Origin of the sequence: Prauserella salsuginis (assembly GCF_024648885.1) — a bacterium.
Classification (GTDB): Bacteria; Actinomycetota; Actinomycetes; order Mycobacteriales; family Pseudonocardiaceae; genus Prauserella; species Prauserella salsuginis.
On the sequence record NZ_JANBBF010000008.1, the window covers coordinates 453,504 to 476,638 of the forward strand.

At 70.1% G+C, this 23,135-nt stretch carries 24 protein-coding genes; 9 read left to right on the top strand and 15 right to left on the bottom strand.

Annotated elements, in window-relative coordinates; all coding sequences use genetic code 11:
* Positions 1-183: 183 nt before the first annotated feature.
* From LY40_RS03540 to LY40_RS03550, 3 genes are all read left to right on the top strand, one after another.
* Positions 184-1,371, top strand: coding sequence for a type III PLP-dependent enzyme (locus LY40_RS03540; RefSeq protein WP_258935916.1), 1,188 nt, complete (start codon positions 184-186; stop codon positions 1,369-1,371).
* On the top strand, positions 1,361-1,759 hold the full coding sequence (gene speD / locus LY40_RS03545; protein ID WP_183786125.1) for an adenosylmethionine decarboxylase: 399 nt from the start codon (positions 1,361-1,363) through the stop codon (positions 1,757-1,759). The genes LY40_RS03540 and speD overlap by 11 nt, the downstream gene beginning before the upstream one ends.
* A gap of 66 nt (positions 1,760-1,825) precedes the next feature.
* Positions 1,826-2,683 (top strand): spermidine synthase, encoded by an 858-nt coding sequence (locus LY40_RS03550; RefSeq protein ID WP_183786412.1) that lies wholly within the window; start codon positions 1,826-1,828, stop codon positions 2,681-2,683.
* On the opposite strand, the gene LY40_RS03555 is transcribed toward LY40_RS03550, so the two are convergent.
* The 7 genes from LY40_RS03555 to LY40_RS03585 form a co-directional block, all read right to left on the bottom strand.
* A complete protein-coding gene (locus LY40_RS03555) occupies positions 2,661-3,041 on the bottom strand; it encodes a DUF3817 domain-containing protein (RefSeq protein WP_258935917.1) in 381 nt (126 codons plus the stop codon). The genes LY40_RS03550 and LY40_RS03555 overlap by 23 nt on opposite strands.
* 4 nt (positions 3,042-3,045) lie before the next feature.
* Positions 3,046-3,492: a hypothetical protein gene (locus tag LY40_RS03560; protein WP_258935918.1), complete on the bottom strand. Its 447-nt coding sequence runs from the start codon at positions 3,490-3,492 to the stop codon at positions 3,046-3,048.
* 96 nt (positions 3,493-3,588) lie between these two features.
* Positions 3,589-4,422 carry a lytic transglycosylase domain-containing protein gene (locus LY40_RS03565; RefSeq protein ID WP_258935919.1) on the bottom strand — a complete coding sequence of 278 codons (834 nt, stop codon included), beginning with the start codon at positions 4,420-4,422 and terminating at the stop codon, positions 3,589-3,591.
* Positions 4,423-4,823: 401 nt separating this feature from the next.
* Complete coding sequence (locus tag LY40_RS03570) at positions 4,824-5,327, bottom strand: helix-turn-helix transcriptional regulator (RefSeq protein WP_183786133.1); 504 nt, start codon at positions 5,325-5,327, stop codon at positions 4,824-4,826.
* Between the two features lie 356 nt (positions 5,328-5,683).
* Positions 5,684-5,851, bottom strand: coding sequence for a hypothetical protein (locus LY40_RS03575; protein ID WP_183786135.1), 168 nt, complete (start codon positions 5,849-5,851; stop codon positions 5,684-5,686).
* Positions 5,852-6,178: 327 nt separating this feature from the next.
* Complete coding sequence (locus LY40_RS03580) at positions 6,179-7,321, bottom strand: CaiB/BaiF CoA transferase family protein (protein ID WP_183786137.1); 1,143 nt, start codon at positions 7,319-7,321, stop codon at positions 6,179-6,181.
* A gap of 28 nt (positions 7,322-7,349) precedes the next feature.
* Entirely contained in the window at positions 7,350-8,507 is a 1,158-nt protein-coding gene (locus LY40_RS03585) for an acyl-CoA dehydrogenase family protein (RefSeq protein ID WP_183786139.1), read from the bottom strand.
* Positions 8,508-8,625: 118 nt separating this feature from the next.
* Here LY40_RS03585 and LY40_RS03590 point away from each other — a divergent pair, with 118 nt between their 5' ends.
* Together LY40_RS03590 and LY40_RS03595 are read left to right on the top strand one after the other, a co-directional pair.
* On the top strand, positions 8,626-9,270 hold the full coding sequence (locus tag LY40_RS03590) for a TetR/AcrR family transcriptional regulator (RefSeq protein ID WP_258935920.1): 645 nt from the start codon (positions 8,626-8,628) through the stop codon (positions 9,268-9,270).
* Between the two features lie 223 nt (positions 9,271-9,493).
* The gene (locus tag LY40_RS03595; protein ID WP_258935921.1) at positions 9,494-11,116 is read left to right on the top strand and encodes a succinic semialdehyde dehydrogenase; all 1,623 of its coding nucleotides are present in this window, start codon (positions 9,494-9,496) and stop codon (positions 11,114-11,116) included.
* Between the two features lie 272 nt (positions 11,117-11,388).
* Here LY40_RS03595 and LY40_RS03600 read toward each other — a convergent pair whose 3' ends face one another.
* The 5 genes from LY40_RS03600 to LY40_RS03620 all read right to left on the bottom strand — a co-directional run bounded on the left by LY40_RS03600 (position 11,389) and on the right by LY40_RS03620 (position 15,869).
* Positions 11,389-11,637 (bottom strand): DUF397 domain-containing protein, encoded by a 249-nt coding sequence (locus tag LY40_RS03600; RefSeq protein WP_183786145.1) that lies wholly within the window; start codon positions 11,635-11,637, stop codon positions 11,389-11,391.
* A gap of 22 nt (positions 11,638-11,659) precedes the next feature.
* Positions 11,660-12,520 (bottom strand): helix-turn-helix domain-containing protein, encoded by an 861-nt coding sequence (locus LY40_RS03605; RefSeq protein WP_258935922.1) that lies wholly within the window; start codon positions 12,518-12,520, stop codon positions 11,660-11,662.
* 220 nt (positions 12,521-12,740) lie between these two features.
* Positions 12,741-13,643, bottom strand: a complete 903-nt coding sequence (gene tesB / locus LY40_RS03610; protein WP_183786149.1) for an acyl-CoA thioesterase II — start codon at positions 13,641-13,643, stop codon at positions 12,741-12,743.
* A gap of 47 nt (positions 13,644-13,690) precedes the next feature.
* Complete coding sequence (gene pyk / locus LY40_RS03615) at positions 13,691-15,115, bottom strand: pyruvate kinase (protein WP_183786151.1); 1,425 nt, start codon at positions 15,113-15,115, stop codon at positions 13,691-13,693.
* Positions 15,116-15,206: 91 nt separating this feature from the next.
* Positions 15,207-15,869: a DUF2461 domain-containing protein gene (locus LY40_RS03620; protein WP_183786153.1), complete on the bottom strand. Its 663-nt coding sequence runs from the start codon at positions 15,867-15,869 to the stop codon at positions 15,207-15,209.
* A gap of 417 nt (positions 15,870-16,286) precedes the next feature.
* Between LY40_RS03620 and LY40_RS03625 the strand changes: the two genes are divergently transcribed.
* Together LY40_RS03625 and LY40_RS03630 are read left to right on the top strand one after the other, a co-directional pair.
* Entirely contained in the window at positions 16,287-17,768 is a 1,482-nt protein-coding gene (locus LY40_RS03625) for an NCS1 family nucleobase:cation symporter-1 (protein ID WP_258935923.1), read from the top strand.
* Between the two features lie 106 nt (positions 17,769-17,874).
* The gene (locus tag LY40_RS03630) at positions 17,875-18,606 is read left to right on the top strand and encodes an aspartate/glutamate racemase family protein (protein WP_258935924.1); all 732 of its coding nucleotides are present in this window, start codon (positions 17,875-17,877) and stop codon (positions 18,604-18,606) included.
* A gap of 47 nt (positions 18,607-18,653) precedes the next feature.
* Here the strand turns inward: LY40_RS03630 and LY40_RS03635 are convergent, their stop codons facing one another.
* Together LY40_RS03635 and LY40_RS03640 are read right to left on the bottom strand one after the other, a co-directional pair.
* The gene (locus LY40_RS03635) at positions 18,654-19,343 is read right to left on the bottom strand and encodes a GntR family transcriptional regulator (protein ID WP_183786160.1); all 690 of its coding nucleotides are present in this window, start codon (positions 19,341-19,343) and stop codon (positions 18,654-18,656) included.
* Between the two features lie 180 nt (positions 19,344-19,523).
* Positions 19,524-20,549 carry a 6-phosphofructokinase gene (locus LY40_RS03640; protein ID WP_258935925.1) on the bottom strand — a complete coding sequence of 342 codons (1,026 nt, stop codon included), beginning with the start codon at positions 20,547-20,549 and terminating at the stop codon, positions 19,524-19,526.
* Between the two features lie 167 nt (positions 20,550-20,716).
* Between LY40_RS03640 and LY40_RS03645 the strand changes: the two genes are divergently transcribed.
* Positions 20,717-21,130 carry a hypothetical protein gene (locus tag LY40_RS03645; RefSeq protein WP_258935926.1) on the top strand — a complete coding sequence of 138 codons (414 nt, stop codon included), beginning with the start codon at positions 20,717-20,719 and terminating at the stop codon, positions 21,128-21,130.
* A gap of 295 nt (positions 21,131-21,425) precedes the next feature.
* Complete coding sequence (locus LY40_RS03650) at positions 21,426-22,538, top strand: 3-deoxy-7-phosphoheptulonate synthase (protein WP_183786166.1); 1,113 nt, start codon at positions 21,426-21,428, stop codon at positions 22,536-22,538.
* Positions 22,539-22,596: 58 nt separating this feature from the next.
* On the opposite strand, the gene LY40_RS03655 is transcribed toward LY40_RS03650, so the two are convergent.
* Entirely contained in the window at positions 22,597-23,097 is a 501-nt protein-coding gene (locus LY40_RS03655; protein WP_183786168.1) for a polyadenylate-specific 3'-exoribonuclease AS, read from the bottom strand.
* Positions 23,098-23,135 lie beyond the last annotated feature (38 nt).

The window sequence follows — 23,135 nt, forward strand, 5'->3', positions numbered from 1 at the left end:
GCGGACAGAAATGACAGGGTGGCCATACCGTCCACCCACGGAATTCACGACACGCAACAGTTCCACGCGTGGCCTACACGGTTGGTGAATGGACGCCGCTCGGACCGGTGATCAAGTTGCACGCCGCACACTCACCCGGCCCAGGACCGGGCGCCGAGGTCAGGACCTGCGAACCTCACCCACGTGAACCACCGTGACCACACCCCGACACCGCCTCCGGCGTTACGACGGTTCCTGGCCGAGCACAACCCGCCGACCCCGTGCCTCGTCGTGGACACCGACACCGTCGTGGCCCGGTACCGGGCACTCGTGGCGGCATTCCCGCAGGCCCGCATCCAGTACGCCGTCAAGGCCAATCCCGCCCACGAGGTCCTGCAGGGGTTGGCCGAGGAGGGCGCCTGGTTCGACGTCGCCAGCCCCGCCGAGATCGACCTGTGCCTGGCCGCGGGATCCGAAGGCCACACACTGTCCTACGGCAACACCATCAAGAAGCCGGCCGACATCGCCCACGCCCACGCCGCCGGCGTGGCGGAGTACACCTGCGAGGCCGGCAGCGATCTCCACGCCATCGCCGCTCACGCCCCCGGGGCGCAGGTCTCGGTGCGGCTCCTCGTGGACCCGCCGGACTCGGCGACGCCGTTCGGCCGCAAGTTCGGCTGCAGCCCCGCGCTCGCCACGGACCTGCTCGTCGAGGCGGCAGAGCTGGGTCTGGACCCGGTGGGCGTCAGCATCCACGTCGGCTCACAGCAACAGGACCCGGACGCGTGGGACGGCGCGATCGCGTCGGCCGCCTCCGTGTTCACCGAAACGGCAGCACGCGGCGTGCAGCTGCGCAGGCTCAACATCGGCGGAGGCCTGGCCACGAGCTACCGACGGCCCGCGCCGGACCCGGCCGACTACGCCGCCGCGATCGGCCGGTCCCTGCGCACGCATCTCCCCGACGGGGAACCGGAACTGGTCGTCGAACCCGGGCGCGCGATCGTCGCCGAGGCCGGGCTGATCCGCGCCGAGGTGGTCCTGGTGAGCCGCAAGGACCCGCACGACGACCACCGCTGGGTGTACCTCGACATCGGCCGCTACAACGGGCTCGCCGAAACCGAGAACGAGGCGATCACCTACCCCGTCGAACCCGTCGACCCCCGCGGCGGTCCCGACGGTCCGGTGATCCTGGCCGGCCCGACGTGTGACGGCGACGACGTGCTGTATCAGCGGACGCGGTACCGGTTACCCGAGTCCTTGCGCGCCGGGGACCGGATCGACATCCTTGCCGCCGGCGCGTACACGGCGAGTTACTCGTCGGTGGCGTTCAACGGCATTCCGCCACTCCGTACCTACTGCATCCGCGAAGGGAGGCCAACCGGTGCCGACTGACCGCAGCGACGTCGGTGCGTTCTCGGGAACGCACGTTCTCGCCGAGCTCGACGGTGTCGACCCACGGTTGCTCGACGACGAGCCGTTTCTGCGCGCCGCGCTGGCGCGCACGCTCACCGAGGCCGGCGCGACGGTCTGTGACGTCATCGCCCATCGGTTCCAGCCACAGGGGGTGACCGTGCTGGCGATGCTCGCCGAGTCCCACGCGTCGGTGCATACGTACCCGGAGATCGGGGCGGCGTTCGTGGACGTGTTCACGTGCGGTGACCGCGCCGACCCCGCTCATGCCGTCCAGCTGCTCGGCGACGCCCTGAGCAGCGGGCCGGTGACCATGTCCACCGTCCGGCGCGGCCACCCCGCCCGGCAGACGACCATGACAGGAGGGTGAGGCGTGTCCCCCACCAGCACCGGATCCGCCACCGCGACCGAGATCGTCGAACCGCTCGCCGACGGCATGACCCGTACCTGGCGGGTCGACGAGGTGGTGGTCGACACGACGACCGAGTTCCAGCACGTCGTGATCGGCCGCACCGCCCACGGCCTCACCCTGTTCTGCGACGGCGAGCGGCAGAGCACCGACGCCACCCAGCTCGTCTACCACGAGGCGCTGACCGTGCCGCCGCTGCTGCTGGCCGACCAGGTGCGTTCCGTGTTGATCATCGGTTCGAGCGAAGGTGTCGCGAGTGCGATGGCCCTCGCGCACGGGGCGGCACGGGTGGACCACGTCGACATCGACGCCGAGACGGTCCGCCTGTGCGCCCGGCACCTGCCCTACGGCTACACCGAGGCCGAGCTGGCCGCCGCCGAGTCGCACGACGGACCGGTGCGGATGCACTACCGCGACGGCTTCGACTTCCTGGCCTCGGCCGAGTCCGCGGGCACCCGCTACGACGTCGTGCTGATCGACCTACCTGACGAGAGCGAAGATCCCGAGGCTCAGCACAACCGCCTCTACGAGGCCGATTTCCTGCGGCGATGCGCCGGCCTGCTCGCCCCCGGCGGCGTGGTGACCTGCCAGGGCGGCTGTCCCACGATGTGGCGCAACCGCACGCTCGTCGCCGCATGGCGGCGATTCACCGAGCTGTTCGACACCGCCGTCTACTACGGCTCCGACGAACACGAGTGGGCGTTCCTGTCGGGCAGGCACGACCGGATCGGCGACCCGGTGGCCACGATGCAGGACCGGCTCGCGGCCGTCACCGCGGGCGGCGAGGGCTACCGACCCGAGTCGATCGACGCCGAGGCATTGCGGGCGGGCACCGTGCCCCCGCATGCGGTGCGGACGTCGGTCAGAGCTTCTTCCCCGCGGTGACCCGCTGGTGGACCTTGCGCTCGACCCAGAACGACAGCAGCGGCACGCATCCGGCAAGCAGTACGCCGATCGTGCCCTTCACCGACCAACGGGCCTTGAGCGCGAGGTCCACCGCCAGCACCAGGTAGATCATGTAGACGACGCCGTGGATCGGCGAGTACACCGCCGACGGGCCCGCGTTGTCGAAGCCGTAGCGGATCACCATCACGACCACCAGCCCGAGCAGCCCGATACCGGTGGCGAAGGCGGCGACGCGGAACCGGGCCAGTGGCCCGCGCAACGGTCCCGGGGCCTGGCCGCCCGTGGCGGTCGTGGCCGCGGTGTTCCCGCCGTCGGCGTCGCGGTCGGTCGTCACCATGTCGTCACTTCACCTCTTGGTCACGTGCGTTGAGCTCGGCCAGGTACCGGTTGTACGCGGCGAGTTCGGCGTCGGCGGGGTCTTCCCGGTCGCTTCCGTCACTGTCGGACCTGCGCCACTTCGGGGCGGGGCGCCGGGCGGGTTCGCGGGAATCGGCCACCGGGGCGGACGGATCACCGTTCTGAGCCGTGGCGTGGCCGTGCTCGGCGCCGGATCCGTCGGTGGCCTCGTCGGCCCTGCGGCGGCTCAGTACCCGCCACCGCCAGACCATGAACGCGGGAAACAGCCCGAACAGCGGCCACTGCAGGACGTAGCCGAGGTTCTGGAACGTTCCGCCTGCCGAGGAGAATCGGTCCCACTGCCACCAGGCCAGTCCGAAGCACACCACCATGGCCGCGACACACAGCAGCGTGATGCCCACGGCACGGCAGGTGACGGAGCGGGGATTCACGTCTCCGACGCTAGCACTCCCACCGCCGCGACCGCGGTCACACACCCCCGGGCCACGGAGGTCGGGCCCGCACCACGGGTGGCCCGGCGGGACCGCTCAGCCTCGCGAGCCCGCGGCCTGCGCCGCGTAGCCGTCGGCGAGACCGAAGACCTTCTGCGCGTACTCGACGGAGTTGTTGTAGGACATGATCCCGGCCCACCAGCCGTCGGCTCCGGACATGTCCCGGCCGCCGGCGCACAGGTAGCGCGCCGCGGTGACGGCGGCGTCGTCGATCTGCTGCGGATCGGCCCGGCCGTCGCCGTTGCCGTCACTGGCGTAGCGCACCCAGGTACTCGGGATGAACTGCATGGGCCCGACGGCCCGGTCGTGCCGGCGATCGCCGTCGAGTCGGCCGCCGTCGGTGTCGGTGATGCTGCGGACACCGGGGGTTCCGTTGAGGGGCACACCGATGATCGGGCCCGAGGGCCTGCCGTCCTGCTGGAGTGTGACGCCGCCGTAACGGCCGTGGTCGGATTCGACACGGCCGATGCCGGCCAGCGTGGCCCAGGAGACGCGGCACTCCGGCTCGTGCTCGCGCATCGCGAGCTCCGCGTAGCCGTAGGCCCGCAGCGCGCGGGCCGGCACACCGGTGGCCGCCGCGGTGTGTTCGGCCCAGGCGTCGAGTGAATCGGCGGAACGTTCCCGGCCACCGCCACTGCTGGCACCCGGGTCCGAACGCGGTTCCGGCGCCACCGACGCCTGCTCGGCGGGAGCAGCCGAGCCGGGCGTCACACGTGCCGGTTCGATGTCGCGCGCGGGCACGTCGGTCGTCGTCGGGCTCGCCTCCGGCGTCGCCGCGCCGGCCGCCAGCCAGACGCCACCCGCACCGAGGGCGAGCACGAGCAGAACGATTCCCAGTCGCGCCGCCACGGGCCTCAGTCCCGGCATCATGCCGCCACGGTGCTGCCCACCGTCCCCGGTTCCCGCTGTGCGCACCGCCTGGCCTTTCCGTGCACCGATTCACCCGTGGGGCTAACGAACGGAGGCACCGTAACGTTACGCCCGTCCGGTGACGGGGACGGCACGCCGAACGGATCGTCACGCGCGATCGGCCGTCACGGCGGGCCGGCCCGCACCGGGACGACTCCCGCCGCACCGTGCACGCCGAACGGCTCCGTAGGACACCGCACGCCGCACCGCGCACGCCGGGCAGCGCCGCAGCGTCCGTCCGTACACGTGCCGGCGGCTTCCGCAGGCCCGGACACGTGCGACGGCGCCGTTGCCCGCCTCCACCGGTGCCCGCCTGCATCATGGCCCGGCGGCCCGGCGCCCGGTGGCGCCGGCGGGCGCTCTCAGCTCGCGGCGTCGCGGCGCTGCCGCGCCAAGCGGGCCACGCACCAGGCTGGCGCGCTGCCCCTGCGCAGGTGTTCGAGGACCGTGAGAGGACCGAGCCACTTGGCGAGATCGTCCGGGGTCAGCCCGGCCGCGCGGTAGTCGAGCGCCCGCTGGTCGAGCGGGCTGATGCCGGCATCCCACCACGCCTCGGCCTCGCGCACGTCACCGAGCATCTGCCACCACCCCGCGGCGGCGACGAGAAGCTCGTCGGGCGCCTCGGGCAACCGCTGCCGCATGGCGTCCAGATAGGTGGTGTCGGCGCTGTCGAGAGCGGCCCACGCACCGGCACCCGCCGCACCCCGCTGCCCCGGAATCCCGGGGGCCTGCTGGGCCGCCTGTGCCGTCCGCGGGGCCTCGGCGAGCCAGGACGTGGCGATGCGGTGCGCCTCGACCTCCTCGGCGCTCTGTTCACGCTCAGAGGTCCACTGCTGGATGACCGCGTCAACGCCGGGATCGTGCATCCCTGCCTCCTTCTGCAACGCACATCGGAGTCGCTTGCGGAAAGACCGAGAACAACGTGCTCACCAGAGCAACGCTGTTCGAACTGCCGCCGGGCAATCGTCGAATCGGCCCGATCACGCAATGTGAGCACCGTAGGAGAGCGACTCGGCTCCACGCCAGACCCTCTCGGCGACAGATTCGGTGACCTGCGCTTTAGGCCTCGGAATCCACCCGGATGGTCCAGTCCGCCGCCCGAAAACGCCCTGGATATACGCTGTGTGATCGCATTCTTCAGGTGGTCACGACGTTTTGCCGGTGCCGGGTTTCGAGCACCGGACGACGAACTGTCCATGATGTGGATACTGCGGCGTAACCGTCAGGAAAAGAGGCGCTCCACAAAGGTCACGAGAGCCTGGGCACCGTCTCCCAGCCAGCCCAGGGCGGTCTGCACGGCGTCGGCCGACTCGGTGGGTTTGCTGATCAACAGGAACAGGACGAGAGCGACGACGCCGAAGATGAGGAATTTCTTGAGTCCCGGTGACATCGCTCCACTCAATTCTTCACATCGGCGGCCGGTCGCGTCTCCCACCGGTTCCGCCGTGCCGGGGGCCGTACGCGGTGACGGCCCGATGAACGCCGGTGAACCAGGCCGCTCACGCGGCTCATTCAACATCATCGTCACCGGGCCGTGGGCCGCCTGACCGGTTCCCACACGAACGGCGGAAGCCGGTTACGGAACGCGCCCGTAGATGACACGTCCGGGTGGCACCCTAGAAGGGTGAGAGCCCGGGCCGGCGGAGCGACACGCCGCGCCGTCACGGCGGCCGCCGATGCCGGTCGCGTGCCCATGGCCGCGACCGGCACCCGCACCTCACGCGACGGCGCCGGCCTCCCGTAACGCGGCGATGGCGTCGCCGTCGTAGCCGAACTCGCCCAGCACCTCGGCCGTGTCCGCACCCGCCGGATGCGGCGCCTGCGGCTCCGGCGCCGGCGTGCGGCCGAACTTCGGCCCCGGCGCGGGCTGCACCATCCCGCCGACCTCTGCGAACGTCCCGCGGGCGACGTTGTGCGGGTGGTCGGCGGCTTCCTCCGGCGTGAGCACCGGCGTCAGGCACGCGTCGGTACCCGCGGCCTTGGCGACCAGCTCGTCGCGGGAGTACTTCCCGATCGCCTCGGCCAGGATCTCCCGGAGCTTCGGCCACTGCGACTGGTCCAGGTGCAGCGGCAGCGACTCGGCGTCGAGTTCGAGCACCTCCACCAGCGCGGCCCAGAACCGCATCTCGATCGCGCCGACGGCCACGTACCGGCCGTCGGCGCAGGCGTAGGTGTCGTAGAACGGCGCGCCCCCGTCGAGGAGGTTCGCGCCCCGCTCCCCACTCCACGCACCGGCCGCCTTCATGCCGTACAGCTGCGTGGTCAGCAGCGCCGACCCGTCGACCATCGACGCGTCGACGACCTGCCCCACACCGGAGGACATGCGTTCGTAGAGCGCCGCGAGCACACCCATCGCGAGGTACAGCCCGCCGCCACCGAAATCGCCGAGATAGTTCACCGGCGCCACCGGCTTGTCGCCTGCCCTGCCGATGGTGGACAGGGCGCCGGAGAGTCCGATGTAGTTGATGTCGTGCCCCGCGACCGGCGCGAGCGGGCCGTCCTGGCCCCAGCCGGTGATGCGCCCGTACACCAGGCGCGGGTTCCGCGCGTGCACCTGCTCCGGCCCCAGTCCCATGCGCTCGGCGACGCCGGGCCGGAACCCTTCGATGAGCACGTCGGCCCGCTCCGCCAGCGACAGCACCACCTCGACGCCGTCCGGCGTCTTGGTGTCGACGCCGATCGTGCGGCGACTCCGCGTGAGCGGGTCGTTCGGAATACCGAGCACGTCCGCCCCCGGACTCGCCCGGTCCACGCGCACGACGTCGGCGCCGAGGTCGGCCAGCATCGTGGCCGCGAACGGAGCCGGTGCGAGACCGGCCAGTTCGATCACGGTCAGCCCGCCGAGAGGTCCAGCGTTCATGGATGTCACCTTTCCGCCGCGGGCCGGCTCACAGCGTCCTGGAGATGATGTCCTTCATGATCTCGCTGGTCCCACCGAAGATCCGCGAGATGCGCATGTCGGCCCAGGCGCGCGCGACGGGGTACTCCATCATGTAGCCGTAGCCGCCGAACAGCTGTACGCAGTCGTCGATGACGCGGTTGGCCCGCTCGGTGGTCCACAGCTTCGCCATGGCGGCGCCCTGCACGTCGAGGTCGCCGCGCAGATGCCGTTCGATGCACTGGTCGAGGAACGCGCGGGACACCGCTACCTCGGTGGCCGCGTCGGCCAGGGTGAACTTGGTGTTCTGGAACTTCGACAGCGGCCTGCCGAACGCCTCGCGTTCGTGGGTGTAGGCGATGGTCTGGTCCACCGCCGCCTCCATCCCGGCCACCGCGGTGACGGCGATCAGCAGCCGTTCCTGCGGCAGCTGCTGCATCAGCTGGAAGAAGCCCAGGCCCTCCTGGTCCCCGAGCAGATTGGCGACGGGCACCCGGACGTCGTCGAAGAACAGCTCGGCCGTGTCCTGCCCCTTCAGACCGATCTTGTCGAGCACGCGGCCGCGGCGGAACCCCGCCGCCGACGTCGGAACGGCGATCAGCGACATGCCCTTGGCCCCGGCGTCGGGATCGGGATCGGTCTTGCACGCCACCACGACGAAGTCGGCCATCGCGCCGTTGGTGATGAACGTCTTGGCACCGTTGATGACGTACTCGTCACCGTCTCGCACCGCGCGCGTCGTGATGCCCTGCAGGTCCGATCCGGTGCCCGGTTCGGTCATGGCGATCGCGCCGATCCACTCGCCGCTCGCGAGTTTGGGAAGCCACTCACGCTTCTTCTCCTCGGCCGCGTAGGCGAGCAGGTAGTGGGCCACGATCCCGTTGTGCACGGACACGCCCCACGCGCTGTCACCGCTGCGGGCCTGCTCCTCGTAGAGCACCGTCTCGTGCGCGAAGCTGCCGCCACCGCCGCCGTACTCCTCGGGGACGGACAGGCACAGCAGACCGATCTCGCCCGCTTTGGTCCAGACCTCCCGGTCGATCTGCTTGTTCTCGATCCACCGGTCCTGATGCGGGGTGAGCTCCTTCTGGCAGAACGACCGCGCCATCTCGCGGAAGTCGTCGAGCTCCTCGGTCAGCCACGGGCTCCTGGGCAGTTGCAGCGGCACGGCGGGCCTCCTTGATCACCTGGCACTGGGGTGGAAAACATTCCGCATGGAATGTAAGTTCCGATCGGAATCTACAACCACCGTCCCAGCCGGTAAAGGGGGCACAGGTGATGCGCTCATGACCACGACGCCACCGACACCGCCGTCGTCCTCGCGCACGCCCTCGTCCGCGCGGGCACACCGCACCCAGGCGGAGCGGCGCGCACAGACCCGCGCGGCCCTGCTCGACGCCACCATCGAATGCCTGGTGGAGCTGGGGTATCCACGCACCTCGATGCAGGAGATATGCGCGCGCGCCGGAGTCTCGAAAGGCGCGTTCCAGCACCACTTCGCCTCCAAGTCCGATCTCATGGCCTCGGCGGTGGAACACCTGACGACCAGGCTGCAGCGCAGGCGTGCACCGGAGGCCAAGGAACTGCCCGAGGGGCCGGACCGCATCGCCGCCGCGATCGACCTGCTGTGGGACTCCTACTCCGGAACCCTCGCCACGGCCGCGATGGAACTCTGGATCGCCGCACGCACCGACCCCGAACTGCGCAGCGCGATCCGGCCGGTCGACCGCGCACTGGGCCGGTCGACCCTGGAACTGCTCACGGGGTTGTCGGGCCACCTGCCCGAGGAGCGGATGCAGACACTGTTCTGGCTCACGGTGAACCTGACCCGGGGCCTGGCCCTCGACGCCGAGCTCGGCGGTGATCCGCGCCGCCGGGAGCAGCTGCTCGCCGAGTGGAAGCGCATCGCGACGCTGCACTTCGGCGAATGACTCTGCGGTGAATGACGCCGCACTCCGGTGAGTGCTGCGCTTCGGTGAAGAAGGCCCCGCCGCGGATCTGCCTCCCTGCGGCGCCCGAGCTCGGCCACTGCGGGGCACCCCGGTGGCGCCACGGTGTCGTCGCGGGTGAACGCGCCCGCAGCCTTGCGGGGATTGCATTCGGCGGTAAGGTATTACTCGCGAGTAACAGTTTTTTGGCTCCCCGGAGGCTCCCGTGACCAGCACCGTGCCGAACACGCCCAGCCACCCCGGCTCCACGGCCGGCCCCGCTGACCCTGTCGGCGGGGTGTCCGGGGCGCCTGCCCGGCGGCGTGCCGAGCAGCTCACCCACCGGGTCGCCACCGGCATGGACGCAGCACCGGTGACGATGTCCGCTCCGTTCACCGGTCAGCCGATCACCCCGCTGCCACAGGCGGCCGACGCCGAGGTCCGGCAGGTGTTCACCCGGGCACGCGAGGTGCAGCCGTCCTGGGCCGAATGGCCCGCGCGGGAGCGCCAGCGCGTGCTGCTGCGGCTGGCCGATCTGGTTTTGGCCCACCAGGACGAGGTTCTCGACCTGGTGCAGGTCGAAGCGGGCAAGGCGAGGATCGACGCCTTCGACGAGGTGAGCGCGACCGCCCTGGTCGCCTCGTACTACGGAAAGCACAGCGCGCGGCTGCTCGCCCCACGCCGGGCCGCGGGTGCGCTGCCGCTGCTGACGAAGGCCAGCGAGGTCCGCCACCCCAAGGGCGTCGTCGGGGTCGTCTCGCCGTGGAACTATCCGCTCGCGCTGACGGCGATGGACGTACTGCCTGCCCTGGCCGCGGGCAACGCGATCGTGCAGAAGCCCGACAACCAGACGGCGCTGTCGGCGCTGTGGCTGCACGAGCTCGCCGAGCAGGCCGGGCTGCCCGCCGACGTCTGGCAGATCGTGCTGGGACGCGGATCGACCATCGGCGACGCGATCGTCGAGGAATCGGACTACGTATGCTTCACCGGCTCGACGCCCACGGGCAAACGGCTGGCCGGGCAGATCGCCGAGCGGCTCACCGGCTATTCCCTGGAACTCGGCGGCAAGAATCCGATGGTCGTGCTGCCGGACGCCGACGTCCGTAAAGCCGCCGCCGGTGCCGTCACCGCGTGTTTCTCGTCGGCGGGCCAGCTGTGCGTGTCGGTCGAGCGGATCTACGTGCATGAGAGCATCCACGACGAATTCGTCCGCGCACTGGCCGAACGGACCGGGGGGCTCACGCTCGGTGCAGGCCTCGACTACCACGCCGGCATGGGCTCGCTCACCTCCCAGGACCAGCTGACCACAGTGGCAGCACACGTGGACGACGCCCGCGCGGCCGGAGCGACCGTCGTCACGGGCGGGGCGCCGAGGCCGGACCTGGGCCCCCTGTTCTACGAGCCGACAGTGCTCACCGGCGTCACCGAGCAGGCGAAGCTGTTCCGCGAGGAGACGTTCGGCCCGGTCGTGGCCGTGTACTCCTACTCGGACGTCGACGAGGCGGTCGCACGCGCCAACGACACCGAGTTCGGCCTCAACGCGAGCGTGTGGACCCGTGACTCCCGCCGCGGCGAGGAGGTCGCCCGGCGGATCAAGGCCGGCACCGTCAACGTCAACGAGGGCTACGCCGCCACGTTCGGCACCGTCGGGGTGCCGATGGGCGGCATGAAGGAGTCCGGCGTCGGCAGGCGCAACAGCGCCGAAGGGCTGCTCAAGTACACCGAGGCCCAGGCGGTGGCCGTGCAACGCGGCCTGCGGCTCCGCCCGTTCCGCGGAATGCCGCCGCGCCTGTGGGCCAAGGCCATGTCGGCCGGTATCGCGGCGCTGCGGCGACTCCCCCGCCGCTGACGCTCGCCCCTGCCGGGCCGAGGGCCACCGGCTCGGCAGGGCGCGCCGCCCGCGTCAGCCGGCTTCTCCCAACAGTCCGCGGTCGTATGCGGCGGCCACAGCCTCGGCCCCGCGACGCACGCCGGTTCATGATGCGGGACTGCCTCGTTCACGGGTGACTGTGAACGAGACGATCGCCGCAAGGCCGGACCCGCGGCATCGGGCGATCACGTCGCTCGCGCCTGCCGCGGGCCCTTACCCGCCGCCTTACGCGACCCGCAGCGGGTAAGGGATCAAGGACGGTCGAGTACGCCGCTGCGCGCGGCCGTCAACAGCACGTCCCATTCGGACGCCGTCATCCGCAGCATGCCGCCCGCGGGATTCTTCGAGTCCCGCACCGCCGTTCCGCCGGGGGTGAACGCCACTTCGACGCAGTCGTTGCCGCCACCGCTGTAGCTGCTCTTGCGCCATGCGAGCGCGCCGGGCTCGATCCCGTGCGAGCTGTCCGACACGCTGCAGTGGGAGGACGGGGCGCTGGCCATGTGTTCTCCTTGTCGATCCGTTTCAGTTGTCGTGTTTCTCGAACCGCCGCGCGGCGGCCTCGATCATGTCCAGCGAATCATCGGGGTTGGCGGCCGCAGCGCGCAAATGGTCGAACATGAGCGCATAGCGATGCACTTCGGCGCTGTCCTCGAGATACAGCCCGCCATTCGTGCTGTCGACGTAGACGACGTCCTGATCGGCCTGTTCCGGAAATCCGAGAATGAGAAACGGGCCCTCCATTCCCGGATGGGCACCACCGCCGAACGGAACGACCTGAATCGTCGCGTGTGGCAACGCCGCGACGTCGAGCATGCGCCACAGCTGTTCGGCCATGACCTCCACGCCGCCGACGGCCCGATGCAGCACGGCCTCGTCCATCACCGCCCAGTACTCGGGCGGATGTGCGTCCTGCAGTAACGCCTGCCGTTCCATCCGCGCCTCGACCCGGCGATCGACCTCGCTCTCGGTGGCGTCGGGCCGCATCGCTCGGATCACCGCACGGGCGTACCGGCGCGTCTGCAGTAGGCCCGGTACGAGCAGCGCCTGGTACGCCCGCAGCGAGGCGGCGTCCGCTTCGAGCCCGACGAACGTGCCGGTGAAGACCTCGTTGTAGGCGTGCCACCAGCCGCGTTTGCGTGCCTCCCGCGCCAGCTGCACCAGCGCGTCGGCGTCTTCCCCCGTGACGCCGTACAGCCCCAGCATGTCGCGCGCATCCCGCGGGGTGACCCCGACGTGGCCGGTCTCGACCCGGCTCACCTTGGATGCGGAGCATTCCAGCCGTTCGGCCACGTCGTCGATCGTCAACTCCGCGGCCTCCCGCAGCCTGCGCAGTTCTCCGGCCAGCCTGCGGCGGCGCACGGTCGGGCCCTGACCACGCGTCATCGCTCACCTCCACTCGTGCCGCGCCCCATCTAACCACCGAGCGCGCCGAAAAGAAGGTGCCGGTGAATCACGTCGGCACTCCGTGTTCGCGACCATTCCGAGAACTGCAAATTGCATTTCCGCGAAATGTCGACCGGTAGCACCGCAGTCCACGCGGACACCACCCGCGAAAACACTCGAGCCGCGCGCCGGCCGGGTCACCACATGCGCGGCGCGTGGACTAGAGGACGCGGACCAGGCCTTCCTGGACGACGGTCGCGATGTGGCCGCCGTCGTGGGCGAAGAACCGGCCCGTGGCCAGACCGCGCGCCCCGGAGGCGGTCGGCGAGGTGCTGTCGTAGAGGAACCATTCGTCGGCCCGGAACGGGCGGTGGAACCACAGTGCGTGGTCGAGACTGGCTCCGAGCACCCGGTCGAACTCCCAGTACACGTCGTGTTCGGCGAGCACGGAGTCCAGCAGCGTGAGGTCCGAGGCGTAGGTCAGCACGCAGACGTGCAGCAGCGGGTCGTCCGGGAGCACGCCGTCGGCCTTCATCCACACCCGGTTGCGGCCTTCCCAGTCGCCGGTCTCGCGGGTCACCCACGGCGGCTGGTTGACGTACCGCATGTCCAGCGGCCGCGGGCCGGCACGCAGGGCGAGCGTGTCGGCGTACGGGGCGACGCGCTCGGCGAGCGTCGGAAGCGTCTCGGGAGCCGGCACGTCCGGCATCTCCCCCGAGTGCTCCACGCCGTCCTCGGCCAGCTGGAACGACGCCGACAGCGTGAAGATCGCCTTGCCGTGCTGGACCGCCACGACCCGCCGCGTGGTGAAGGACCGACCGTCTCGGACCCGGTCGACCTCGTACACGATCGGCACGGCCGGATCGCCGCCGCGGATGAAGTAGGCGTGCAGCGAGTGCACGTGACGCTCGGCAGGCACCGTGCGGCCTGCGGCGACGAGAGCCTGCCCTGCGACCTGCCCGCCGAACACGCGGGTCGGCGAGTTCGGCGGGCTCACCCCGCGGAAGATGTTCTCCTCGATCTTCTCGAGGTCGAGGAGATTCACCAACCGGTCCAGCACCGGCTGCCCACCGCCCGAGTCGTCGCCGGGTTCCGATGCCGCCGCGCGCGCCAGTTCCGTCATGGCCCGATTCTTTCACCGCCGCGGCGGAGCGACCGGGCGGACACACCTCAGGCGTGGTCGTCCTCACCGAGCCGGTGAACGCGGATGAGATTGGTCGAACCGACCGTTCCCGGCGGCGAACCGGCGACGATGACCACCAGGTCGCCCGGCTGATACCGGCCCGTCTCGATCATCGCCCGGTCGCACTGCTGGATCATCCGGTCCGTCGAGTCAGCCTTCGGCACGAGCTGCGTGTGGGTGCCCCACGTCAGCGCGAGCTGACTGCGCACGCTCTCCAGCGGCGTGAACGCCAGCAGTGGCAACCGGGTGTGCAGTCGCGCGAGCCTGCGCATCGTGTCGCCCGATTGAGTGAACGCCACGAGCGCCTTCGCATTGAGCCGCTCGCCGATGTCGCGCGCCGCGTAGGAGATGACACCCCGCTTGGTGCGCGGCACGTGCGACAGCGGGGGCACCGCGGGCAGGTCGGATTCGACGGCCTCGACGATGCGCGACATGGTCTGCACCGTCTCGATCGGGTACCGGCCCACGCTCGTCTCTCCGGAGAGCATCACCGCGTCGGCGCCGTCGAGCACCGCGTTCGCGACGTCCGAGGCCTCGGCTCGGGTCGGCCGGGAGTTGCCGATCATGGAGTCCAGCATCTGTGTCGCGACGATGACCGGCTTGGCGTTCTCCCGCGCGATCTGGATGGCGCGTTTCTGCACCAGCGGCACCTGTTCGAGCGGCAGTTCCACGCCGAGATCGCCGCGCGCCACCATCAGACCGTCGAAGGCCAGCACGACCGCCTCGAGGTTGTAGACCGCCTCGGGCTTCTCCAACTTGGCGATCACCGGCACACGGCCCTTGCCGACCCGGTCCATCACCTGGTGGACGAGGTCGATGTCGGCGGGCGAACGGACGAACGACAGCGCGATGAAGTCGACGCCCAGCTCGAGGGCGAACTCCAGGTCCTCGACGTCCTTGTCGGACAGCGCCGGCACCGACACGTTCATGCCCGGCAGCGACACGCCCTTGTTGTTGCTGACCGTGCCGCCCTCGGTCACGGTGCACACCACGTCCGACCCGTCGACCTCGTCGACCGTCAGCCCGACCTTGCCGTCGTCGACCAGCAGCCGGTCGCCCTGCTTGGCGTCCTCGGCCAGCCCCTTGTACGTCGTGGACACGCGGTCGTGGGTACCGACCACGTCCTCGACGGTGATGCGGACCGTGTCGCCGGTGCGCCATTCGACAGGGCCGCTGGCGAACGTGCCGAGTCGGATCTTCGGACCCTGCAGATCGGCGAGGATGCCGACGGCCCGGCCGGTCTCGGCCGCGGCGGAACGGACGAGGTTGTAGACCTGCTTGTGGTCGTCGTGGTCGCCGTGGCTGAAATTCATCCGGGCGACGTCCATCCCCGATTCGACGAGGTCTCGGACCTTCTCCGCCGTCGCCGTTGCGGGGCCCAGGGTGCATACGATCTTCGCTCGTCGGCTCACGCCTGCACAGCCTAGACGGTCGTCGCCGTCGCGTCTTGACCGATCCGGTCTCCGCGCGCCACACCGAGCGGTGTGCCCGATCACACCCCGGTCAGCGGCGTGGTTGTGCACTCACACCGACGTGATCACGAGCCCACTCGTTCAGCGCCCGCACCTGCCGCCACGCGCGGCGCACCCGGTCGAGACACTCCGGTTCGTGGAGCGTGTCGTCGGGCTCCCACGTGTGGATCGCGTACAGCCTCCGATGCCGCAGCAGGTCGAGGCGGGGATGGTCGGCCGGCACGCCACGCGGGCGGGTCTTGAGGGTCTCCCCCGCGATCTGCCACCCCTGGTCGCGCAGATCGTCGAGGATGCGCTCGAGGGCACGGCCGTGTACGTCGGTGTCGACCGCTTGCCGGAACCGGGCGAGCTGGTCGGACGCGAGGTGGAAACACCCGCCACCCGCCCGCAGACCGGCGGGCCCGACCTCGACGTAGCAGGCACCCCCGCCGCGGCCCGCTTCGATCACCCCGCCGCAGTGGGTCTTGTAGGGCGTCTTGTCGTTGGCGAACCGCACGTCGCGGTACGGGCGGAACACCTTGGGCTCACCCAGGTCGGAGAACTCGTCGGCCAGTTCGGCGAGCAGCGCCTCCATCGGCCCGCGCACGTCGCGGCGGTAGATCTCGACATTGGCGTTCCAGTACGGCTTCGAGTTGTCGGCCACCAGGCCGTCGTAGAAGTCGATCGCGTACTCGCCGAATCCCGTGAACCCCACGGCGCCGAACCTAGATCATGCCGGCCGAGCGGGTCGCCGGCCCCGGCCGTGCCCGCCACGGGCCCCGCTCACCTCGCGCCCACCGACCGAGGCGCTATCGGTGCCGGCTGATCAGCGACGGAAGGCCGCCCATCGCACGCCCGCACCCAGCCTTGACGTGGATTGACGGCGTGACTAGCGTGCCTCACGCACGTCGAAAGTATACTTTCGCATAACGGAATAAACCCACAACAGCGCCAAAACACAACAGCGTCATAACGTCGTGGCGCTACCCGCTACTCGCAGCAGCACCGCCTACCCGACCTCGGATCCGCCAGGAGCGAGCGGCCTTCTTCCGTCCGCGGGCCACTGCCCCCGGCAGTGGCCGCCGAAACGAGCGGACCGACCACTGCCCAGCGGAAACTTGGAGGCTGGTCAATGACGACCACGGACGAGCAGCCGACTGCGGAATCCCGAGGAGCCGCCAGCTCCCGCCTGTACAGTTACGACCTCGCCCCGACGAAGCGCGAAGGACGCCGTTGGGGCGCCTACAACGTCTTCACGCTCTGGGCCAACGATGCGCACAGCCTCGGGAACTACACCTTCGCGATCGGCCTGTTCGCGATCGGACTCAACGTGTGGGGCATCCTCGTAGCCTTCGCGCTCGCGTCCGCCTTCCTGTTCCTGCTTCTCAACCTGTCCGGATACATGGGACACAAGACCGGCGTGCCGTTTCCCGTCATGAGCCGGATCGCCTTCGGGATCAAGGGCGCGCAGATACCGGCGGCCGTCCGCGGGTTGGTCGCCATCGCGTGGTTCGGTATCCAGACGTACCTCGCGTCGAGCGTGCTCAGCACACTGCTCGTGGCCATGTTCCCCTCGATGCAGGTGCTGGAGAACCAGTCGGTACTGGGATTGTCGCTGCTGGGCTGGATCACCTTCCTCGCCCTCTGGGTCGTTCAGGTCGTCATCGTCAGTTACGGCATGCACGTGATCCGCCAGTACATGGCGATCGCGGCTCCGACAACGCTCATCACGATGTGCGGCCTGGCGATCTGGTTGTTCATCGAAGCAGGCGGATCCATGTCGTTGTCCACAGCGGACCCGTTGACCGGTGGCGCGATGTGGCTGCAGGTCCTGGAGGGCGCCGCTCTCTGGGTCGTGATCTACGGCACGTTCGTGCTGAACTTCTGCGACTTCACGCGCTCGGCCAAGAGCCGCCGCTCGATCGTCCGCGGAAACCTTGTCGGGATCCCGGTGAACATGCTGTTCTTCGCGGTCATCGTCGTCGTGCTCAGTGGGGCGCAGTTCGAGCTGAACGGACGCGTGATCACCAGCCCCACCGACATCGTCCAGACGATCCCCAACATGTTCCTGCTGGCCGCGGCCTCCATCGCGCTCATCGTCCTCACGATCGCGGTGAATCTGCTGGCCAACTTCGTGGCGCCCATCTACACGCTCGTCAACCTCTTCCCACGACAGCTCAACTTCCGCCGAGCGGGCATCGTCAGCGCACTCATCGGCCTGGCCATCCTGCCGTGGAACCTCTACAACAGCCCCGTCGTGGTGAACTACTTCCTCGGTGGGCTCGGCGCACTGCTCGGCCCTCTCTTCGGCGTCATCATGGCCGACTACTGGGTGTTGCGCAGGACCCGCGTGAACGTGCCGGACCTCTACACGGAGGATGCGCAGGGCGAATACCACTACCGGCGCGGCTACAACCCCAAGGCGGTGTGGGCCTTCGTCCCTGCGGCGGCGATCGCCGTCGTGCTGGCGCTGGTGCCTGCCTTCGGTGCCGTCTCCGGCTTCTCCTGGTTCATCGGGGCGCTGCTCGGTGCGGCCTTCTACGTCGTCATCGGCGAGCGCAAGTCCGACGCGCACGATGTGGACGGCGAGTCCATCGCCGTGACCTCCGAATAGACCACCAGCCGCACGATCCACCGGACCACCGCCCGCAGGCGCAGTTGCGGGGCAACCTCCCCGCGCAGCACGGACGAACTCAGCGAACCCAGAGGGAACAACAGCGATGCGCATTCTCGTCGTCAACGTCAACACCACGACCTCGATCACCGAATCGATCGGCAAACAGGCCGAGGCTGCCGCATCCGCAGACACCGAGATCGTTGGGTTGACGCCGTCCTTCGGCGCGGAGTCGGTCGAAGGAAACTACGAGAGCCACCTCGCTGCGATCGCCGTGATGGAACGGGTCCGGGCCTATCCCGAGCCGTTCGACGCCATCATCCAGGCCGGTTACGGCGAGCACGGCCGGGAGGGACTGCAGGAACTGTTCGACGTCCCCGTCGTCGACATCACCGAGGCGGCCGCGAGCACCGCCCAGTTCCTCGGCCGCACCTATTCGGTCGTGACCAGCCTGGACCGCACCGTCCCCTTGATCGAGGACCGGCTCACCCTCGCCGGCCTCAGCTCCCGGTGCGCCTCGGTGCGTGCCAGTGGGATGGCCGTGTTGGACCTCGAACGCGACCCGCAGGCCGCCGTCGACGCCATCGCCGAACAGGCGGTGAGTGCGGTACGCGACGACCGGGCGGAGGTCATCTGTTTGGGGTGCGGCGGCATGTCGGGGCTCGCCGAACGCGTCGTGGAACGCACCGGGGCTCCCGTGGTCGACGGGGTGACTGCGGCGGTCACGATCGCCGAGTCCCTCGTGCGCCTCCAGCTGAAGACATCGAAGGTCCGCACGTACGCACCGCGGCGCAGCAAGAACATGACCGACTGGCCGCCACCGCAGCCGAAGGCGTGATGTGCGCGTGTGTCAGGCCCGGGCGCCGACGCAGCCGGCGGTACAGCTCATGCCCCGCTGGGTTCCGGTGCGCTCAGCGCCCCGTCGACAAGGTGGTCGAGCACCATGCGCCGGCTGGAGCGGACGTGCCGCAGAGCGACCTCGGCAGCGGCCTCGGCATCCTCGCGAACGATGGCGGCGTGCAACTCCTCGTGCTCTCGGCACACGCGTTCCGGCTCGAGGTTCAACCGGAACAACCACGCCAACCGGCCGTGCAACGGTTCCAGCATCGACATCAGCAGTTCGTTGCCCGCCAGCGCGACGAGCTCGTCGTGGAACGCCGCGTTGGCCCGGAACATCTCCTCGGTCTCCCCCGCTCGCAGCGCCGCGCGGGCCTGCTCGGCGAGCTCGCCCATGCGCCCTGCTCGCCGCGAGCCAGCCTGTTCGACCGCCCGCCGCGCCGCGAGCACTTCGAGCGCTTCCCGCACGTCGAAGAGCTCTTCCAGCTCACGCCGATTCAGGCTGCGGACGAACACACCACCCCGCCGAGGGAGCACCTCGAGCAGTCCCTCGCTCTGCAGCATGCGAATCGCCTCGCGCACCGGAACCCGTGAGATGCCGAGCTCAGCGGCGAGGTCGTGCTCGAGCAGGCGGTCACCCGGCCGCAGTTCTCCCTCGGCGATGCGCGCGTGCAGGATGTCGCGCACCTGCTCGCGCAACGGGGCACGCGAATCCGTACGGAGCTTCCCAGCGGACACGGCTCCTCCTCGTCGCTCGCCCCGACGCGGGGGCGCCCGGTCCGGGCACACCGCGGTATCAGCTGCGGGTGATTCTCGGTGCTGCCCAGCGTAGATCAGGATTCGACGGCCCCTCGACCACCGTGCGACCGCAACCGGCGCCCAACCGGGCCGAACCGGCCGCGGGAGGAATCCTCGCGATCAGCCGAAGAAGACCTCGGCCTCGGCGTAGCGCTCGGCGGGCACCGTCTTCAGCTCGGCGGTGGCCTCGGCGAGCGGCACGCGGACGATGTCCGTGCCACGCAGGGCCGTCATCGTCCCGAAGTCCCCGTCGGCGACCGCGTCCACGGCGTGCAGGCCGAATCGCGTGGCGAGCACGCGGTCGTAGGCGGTCGGCGTGCCGCCGCGCTGGGTGTGGCCGAGGACGACCGCGCGCGATTCCTTGCCGGTCCGCCGCGCGAGCTCGTCGGCGAGCCACTGGCCCACTCCGCCGAGCCGCACGTGTCCGAACGCATCCTTCTCGCCGGTCTGGAGCACCTCGGCCCCACCGTCGGGCTGCGCCCCCTCGGAGACCACGACGATCGGTGCGTACTCGCGTTCGAACCGCGACTGGACCCAGCCCGACACCTGCTCGATCGAGAACGGCCGTTCCGGCACGAGGATGACGCTCGCCCCGCCCGCCATGCCGGAGTGCAGCGCGATCCACCCGGCGTGCCTGCCCATCACCTCGACGACCAGGGCCCGGTGGTGCGATTCCGCCGTGGTGTGGAGCCGGTCGATCGCCTCGGTGGCGATGTGCACCGCGGTGTCGAAGCCGAACGTGTAATCGGTGGCGCCGAGGTCGTTGTCGATCGTCTTCGGGACGCCGACCACGTTCACGCCTTCCCGGCACAGCCGTTCCGCCACGCCGAGCGTGTCCTCGCCACCGATGGCGATCAGCGCGTCGACGTGCTCGGCGGCCAGGACCTCCAGGATCCGCTCCGTCCCGCCGCCCTCGGTGTACGGATTGGTACGCGACGAGCCCAGGATCGTGCCGCCGCGGGTGAGGATCGGTTCGACGTCGTCGGGACTGAGCGGGCGCAGTGATCCGGTGAGCGGGCCGTGCCAGCCGTTGCGGAATCCGACGACGTCCCAGCCCCGTTCACCGATGCCCTTCAGGGTCACCGCGCGGATCACCGCGTTCAGCCCGGGACAGTCGCCGCCACCGGTCAGGACACCCACGCGCATCGAGTTCCACCCTCCGCAGTTCGCACGTCACTGTGTGCGCCCAGGATAGACACACATCACTGGATCGGTGCAGCGGACGGCGGGAGTCGGCGGGGCGTGCGCGGCGGATTCGGCTGCTCACCGCGGCGGCGGATAACAGACGCGGCTTCCGTGTCGATATTTCCGACATGCCGGATACTTCGCGCGCGGGACAGCTGCCCGGCCTTGCGGGCCCACCCGGCGGCCCGGTCGAGCGGCGCGCGACAGGACGTGCGGCGACAGCCGCCGTCATGCTCGTACTCACCCCGCTGCACGGTCTCGCCCTCCTGGTTGCCCTGCTGGCCATGGAATCGTGGGACGCGAGCGGACGGGGCGTGCCGTTCCGTGCCTGCACGGCTGACTCGGTCTCGTGCACCGGCCCGAACCTTCCGATGATCGCCGGCGGGATCCTCGTCGTCCTCTCCTGCGTGGCCGTCGCCGTCCACGCAGGAATGCGCACGGGACGACTGCCCCCGCGGTGGCGGCACCGCGGCTTCCTGGCGTGCATCGCCGCCCCGGCCGCCGCGCTGGGAGACACCGTCGCCGCCCTCCTGCTCTGGTGATCGGATCGCGCCGGCCACGCATGACCCCATCGGAGTAGACACTGGCCTCAGCGGAGTAGACAGCGGCCCATCGGAATCGACAAGGCCCCCATCGGCTTAGACAAAGGTCACTGGACCGATGAAGCTAGGTAAGCCTCTGCTACGGTCCAGGGCATGCAGCGCTATTACTGGTTTACCTGGCCGGCCCGGAGTGGGCCGGTCGGCGTGACCGTGCGCTGACCCACAACCACTTCGAGCCGGACGACGAGCCGGCTCGGTGTTGCCCGGGGCGGCTTGCGGAAAGGAAGTCACCCCGATGGCCACTCTGCCGACCACGGAATCCCCCGATCCCACCGCGGCATCCCCTGCGGGCACCCGCCTGGACGATCACCGCATCACCCATGTCAGCCCGCTGATGTCGCCCGCGCTGCTGCGCCAGGAACACCCCGTCGACGACACCGTCGCCCGCACCGTCACCGCGGGCCGCGAGGCCGCCGTGGACATCCTGTCCGGCCGCGACGACCGGCTGCTGGTCGTCGCCGGACCGTGCTCGGTCCACGACCCCGAGGCCGCACTCGACTACGCCCGGAAGCTCGCGGCCCACGCCGAGAAGGTCCGCGGCGAGCTGCACATCGTGATGCGCGTGTACTTCGAGAAGCCCCGCACCACACTCGGGTGGAAGGGCCTGATCAACGATCCCGACCTCGACGGCCGCTTCGCCGTCAACAAGGGCCTGCGCCTCGCGCGCCAGTTGCTGCTCGACGTCTCCGCGCTCGGCCTGCCGGTCGGCTGCGAGTTCCTCGACCCGATCATTCCGCAGTACATCGCCGACATCGTGACGTGGGGTTCCATCGGCGCGCGCACCGCGGCCAGCCAGGTGCACCGCCAGCTCTGCAGCGGACTGTCGATGCCGGTGGGGATCAAGAACTCCACGGAAGGCGACGTGCAGGTCGCGGTCGACGCCACCCGCGCCGCCGCGGGGAGCCACGTCTTCCCCGGAATCACCACCGACGGCGTGTCCGCGCTGCTGACCACGGCGGGCAACGAGGACTGCCACGTCATCCTCCGCGGCGGCAGCGCGGGCCCGAACCACGACTCCGGCACGGTCGCCGACACGCTTGCCCGGTTGCGAAAGGCGGACCTGCCCGAACGCGTCGTCGTGGACGCCAGCCACGGCAACAGCGGTAAGGACCACGTCCGCCAGGCCGGGGTCGTGACGGAGCTGGCCGAACGCATCGGCGCGGGCGAGCCCGGGATCTCCGGCCTCATGCTGGAGAGCTTCCTCGCCGACGGCAGGCAGGATCTCACCCTCGGGCGCGCGGCGGACCTGGACTACGGCCGCAGCATCACCGACGCGTGTCTGGACTGGACCACGACGGCGTCGCTGCTCGACGACCTCGCCGCGGCGGTACGCGCCCGCCGGGGCTGACGGTCCCGCGCGGCCGAGCTGGCCGACCGGGCGCGGCGGAATCGCCTGCCGCGCCCGGTCAGTCGGTGAACCCGGCGCTCCGGCGCACCTGTTCGATGATCTTCCATCGCTCCAGGTTGTGCTGCGCGTCGGCGAGCGCGTCGTGGGCGTCGGCCGGCTGTTTGGGCAACGCGGGCTTGCCGACGTCCTCCCAGCGCTGGCGCAGGTCCCGGGTGAACCGGGGCAGCTGCCGCGGCAGCTTCGGCATCGCACCCCACAGCTGGGCCAGTGCGACGTGGTCGTAGGCGGCGTACCAGGCCCACAGTTCGATGCCGTCCGACGGCTTGCCGAAGAACTCGAGCAGGTCCTCGCGGATCCGTTCGCGACTGCGCCAGGCCTTGTCGGCGGGCGACGGCAGCTTGTCGAGCACGTTGTCGCGCACCCACTTGCCCGCCTTGGCCGGGTCGAACTCGGTCGAGACCGCGTAGAAGCTGCGTCCGGATTCGTCCACCACACCGATCGACACCAGGTCGATGGTCACGCCGTCCTCGATGAATTCGGTGTCGTAGAAGAATCGCACCGCAGCACCGTAACGGGCGCCCCGCCGGAGCGTGTGGG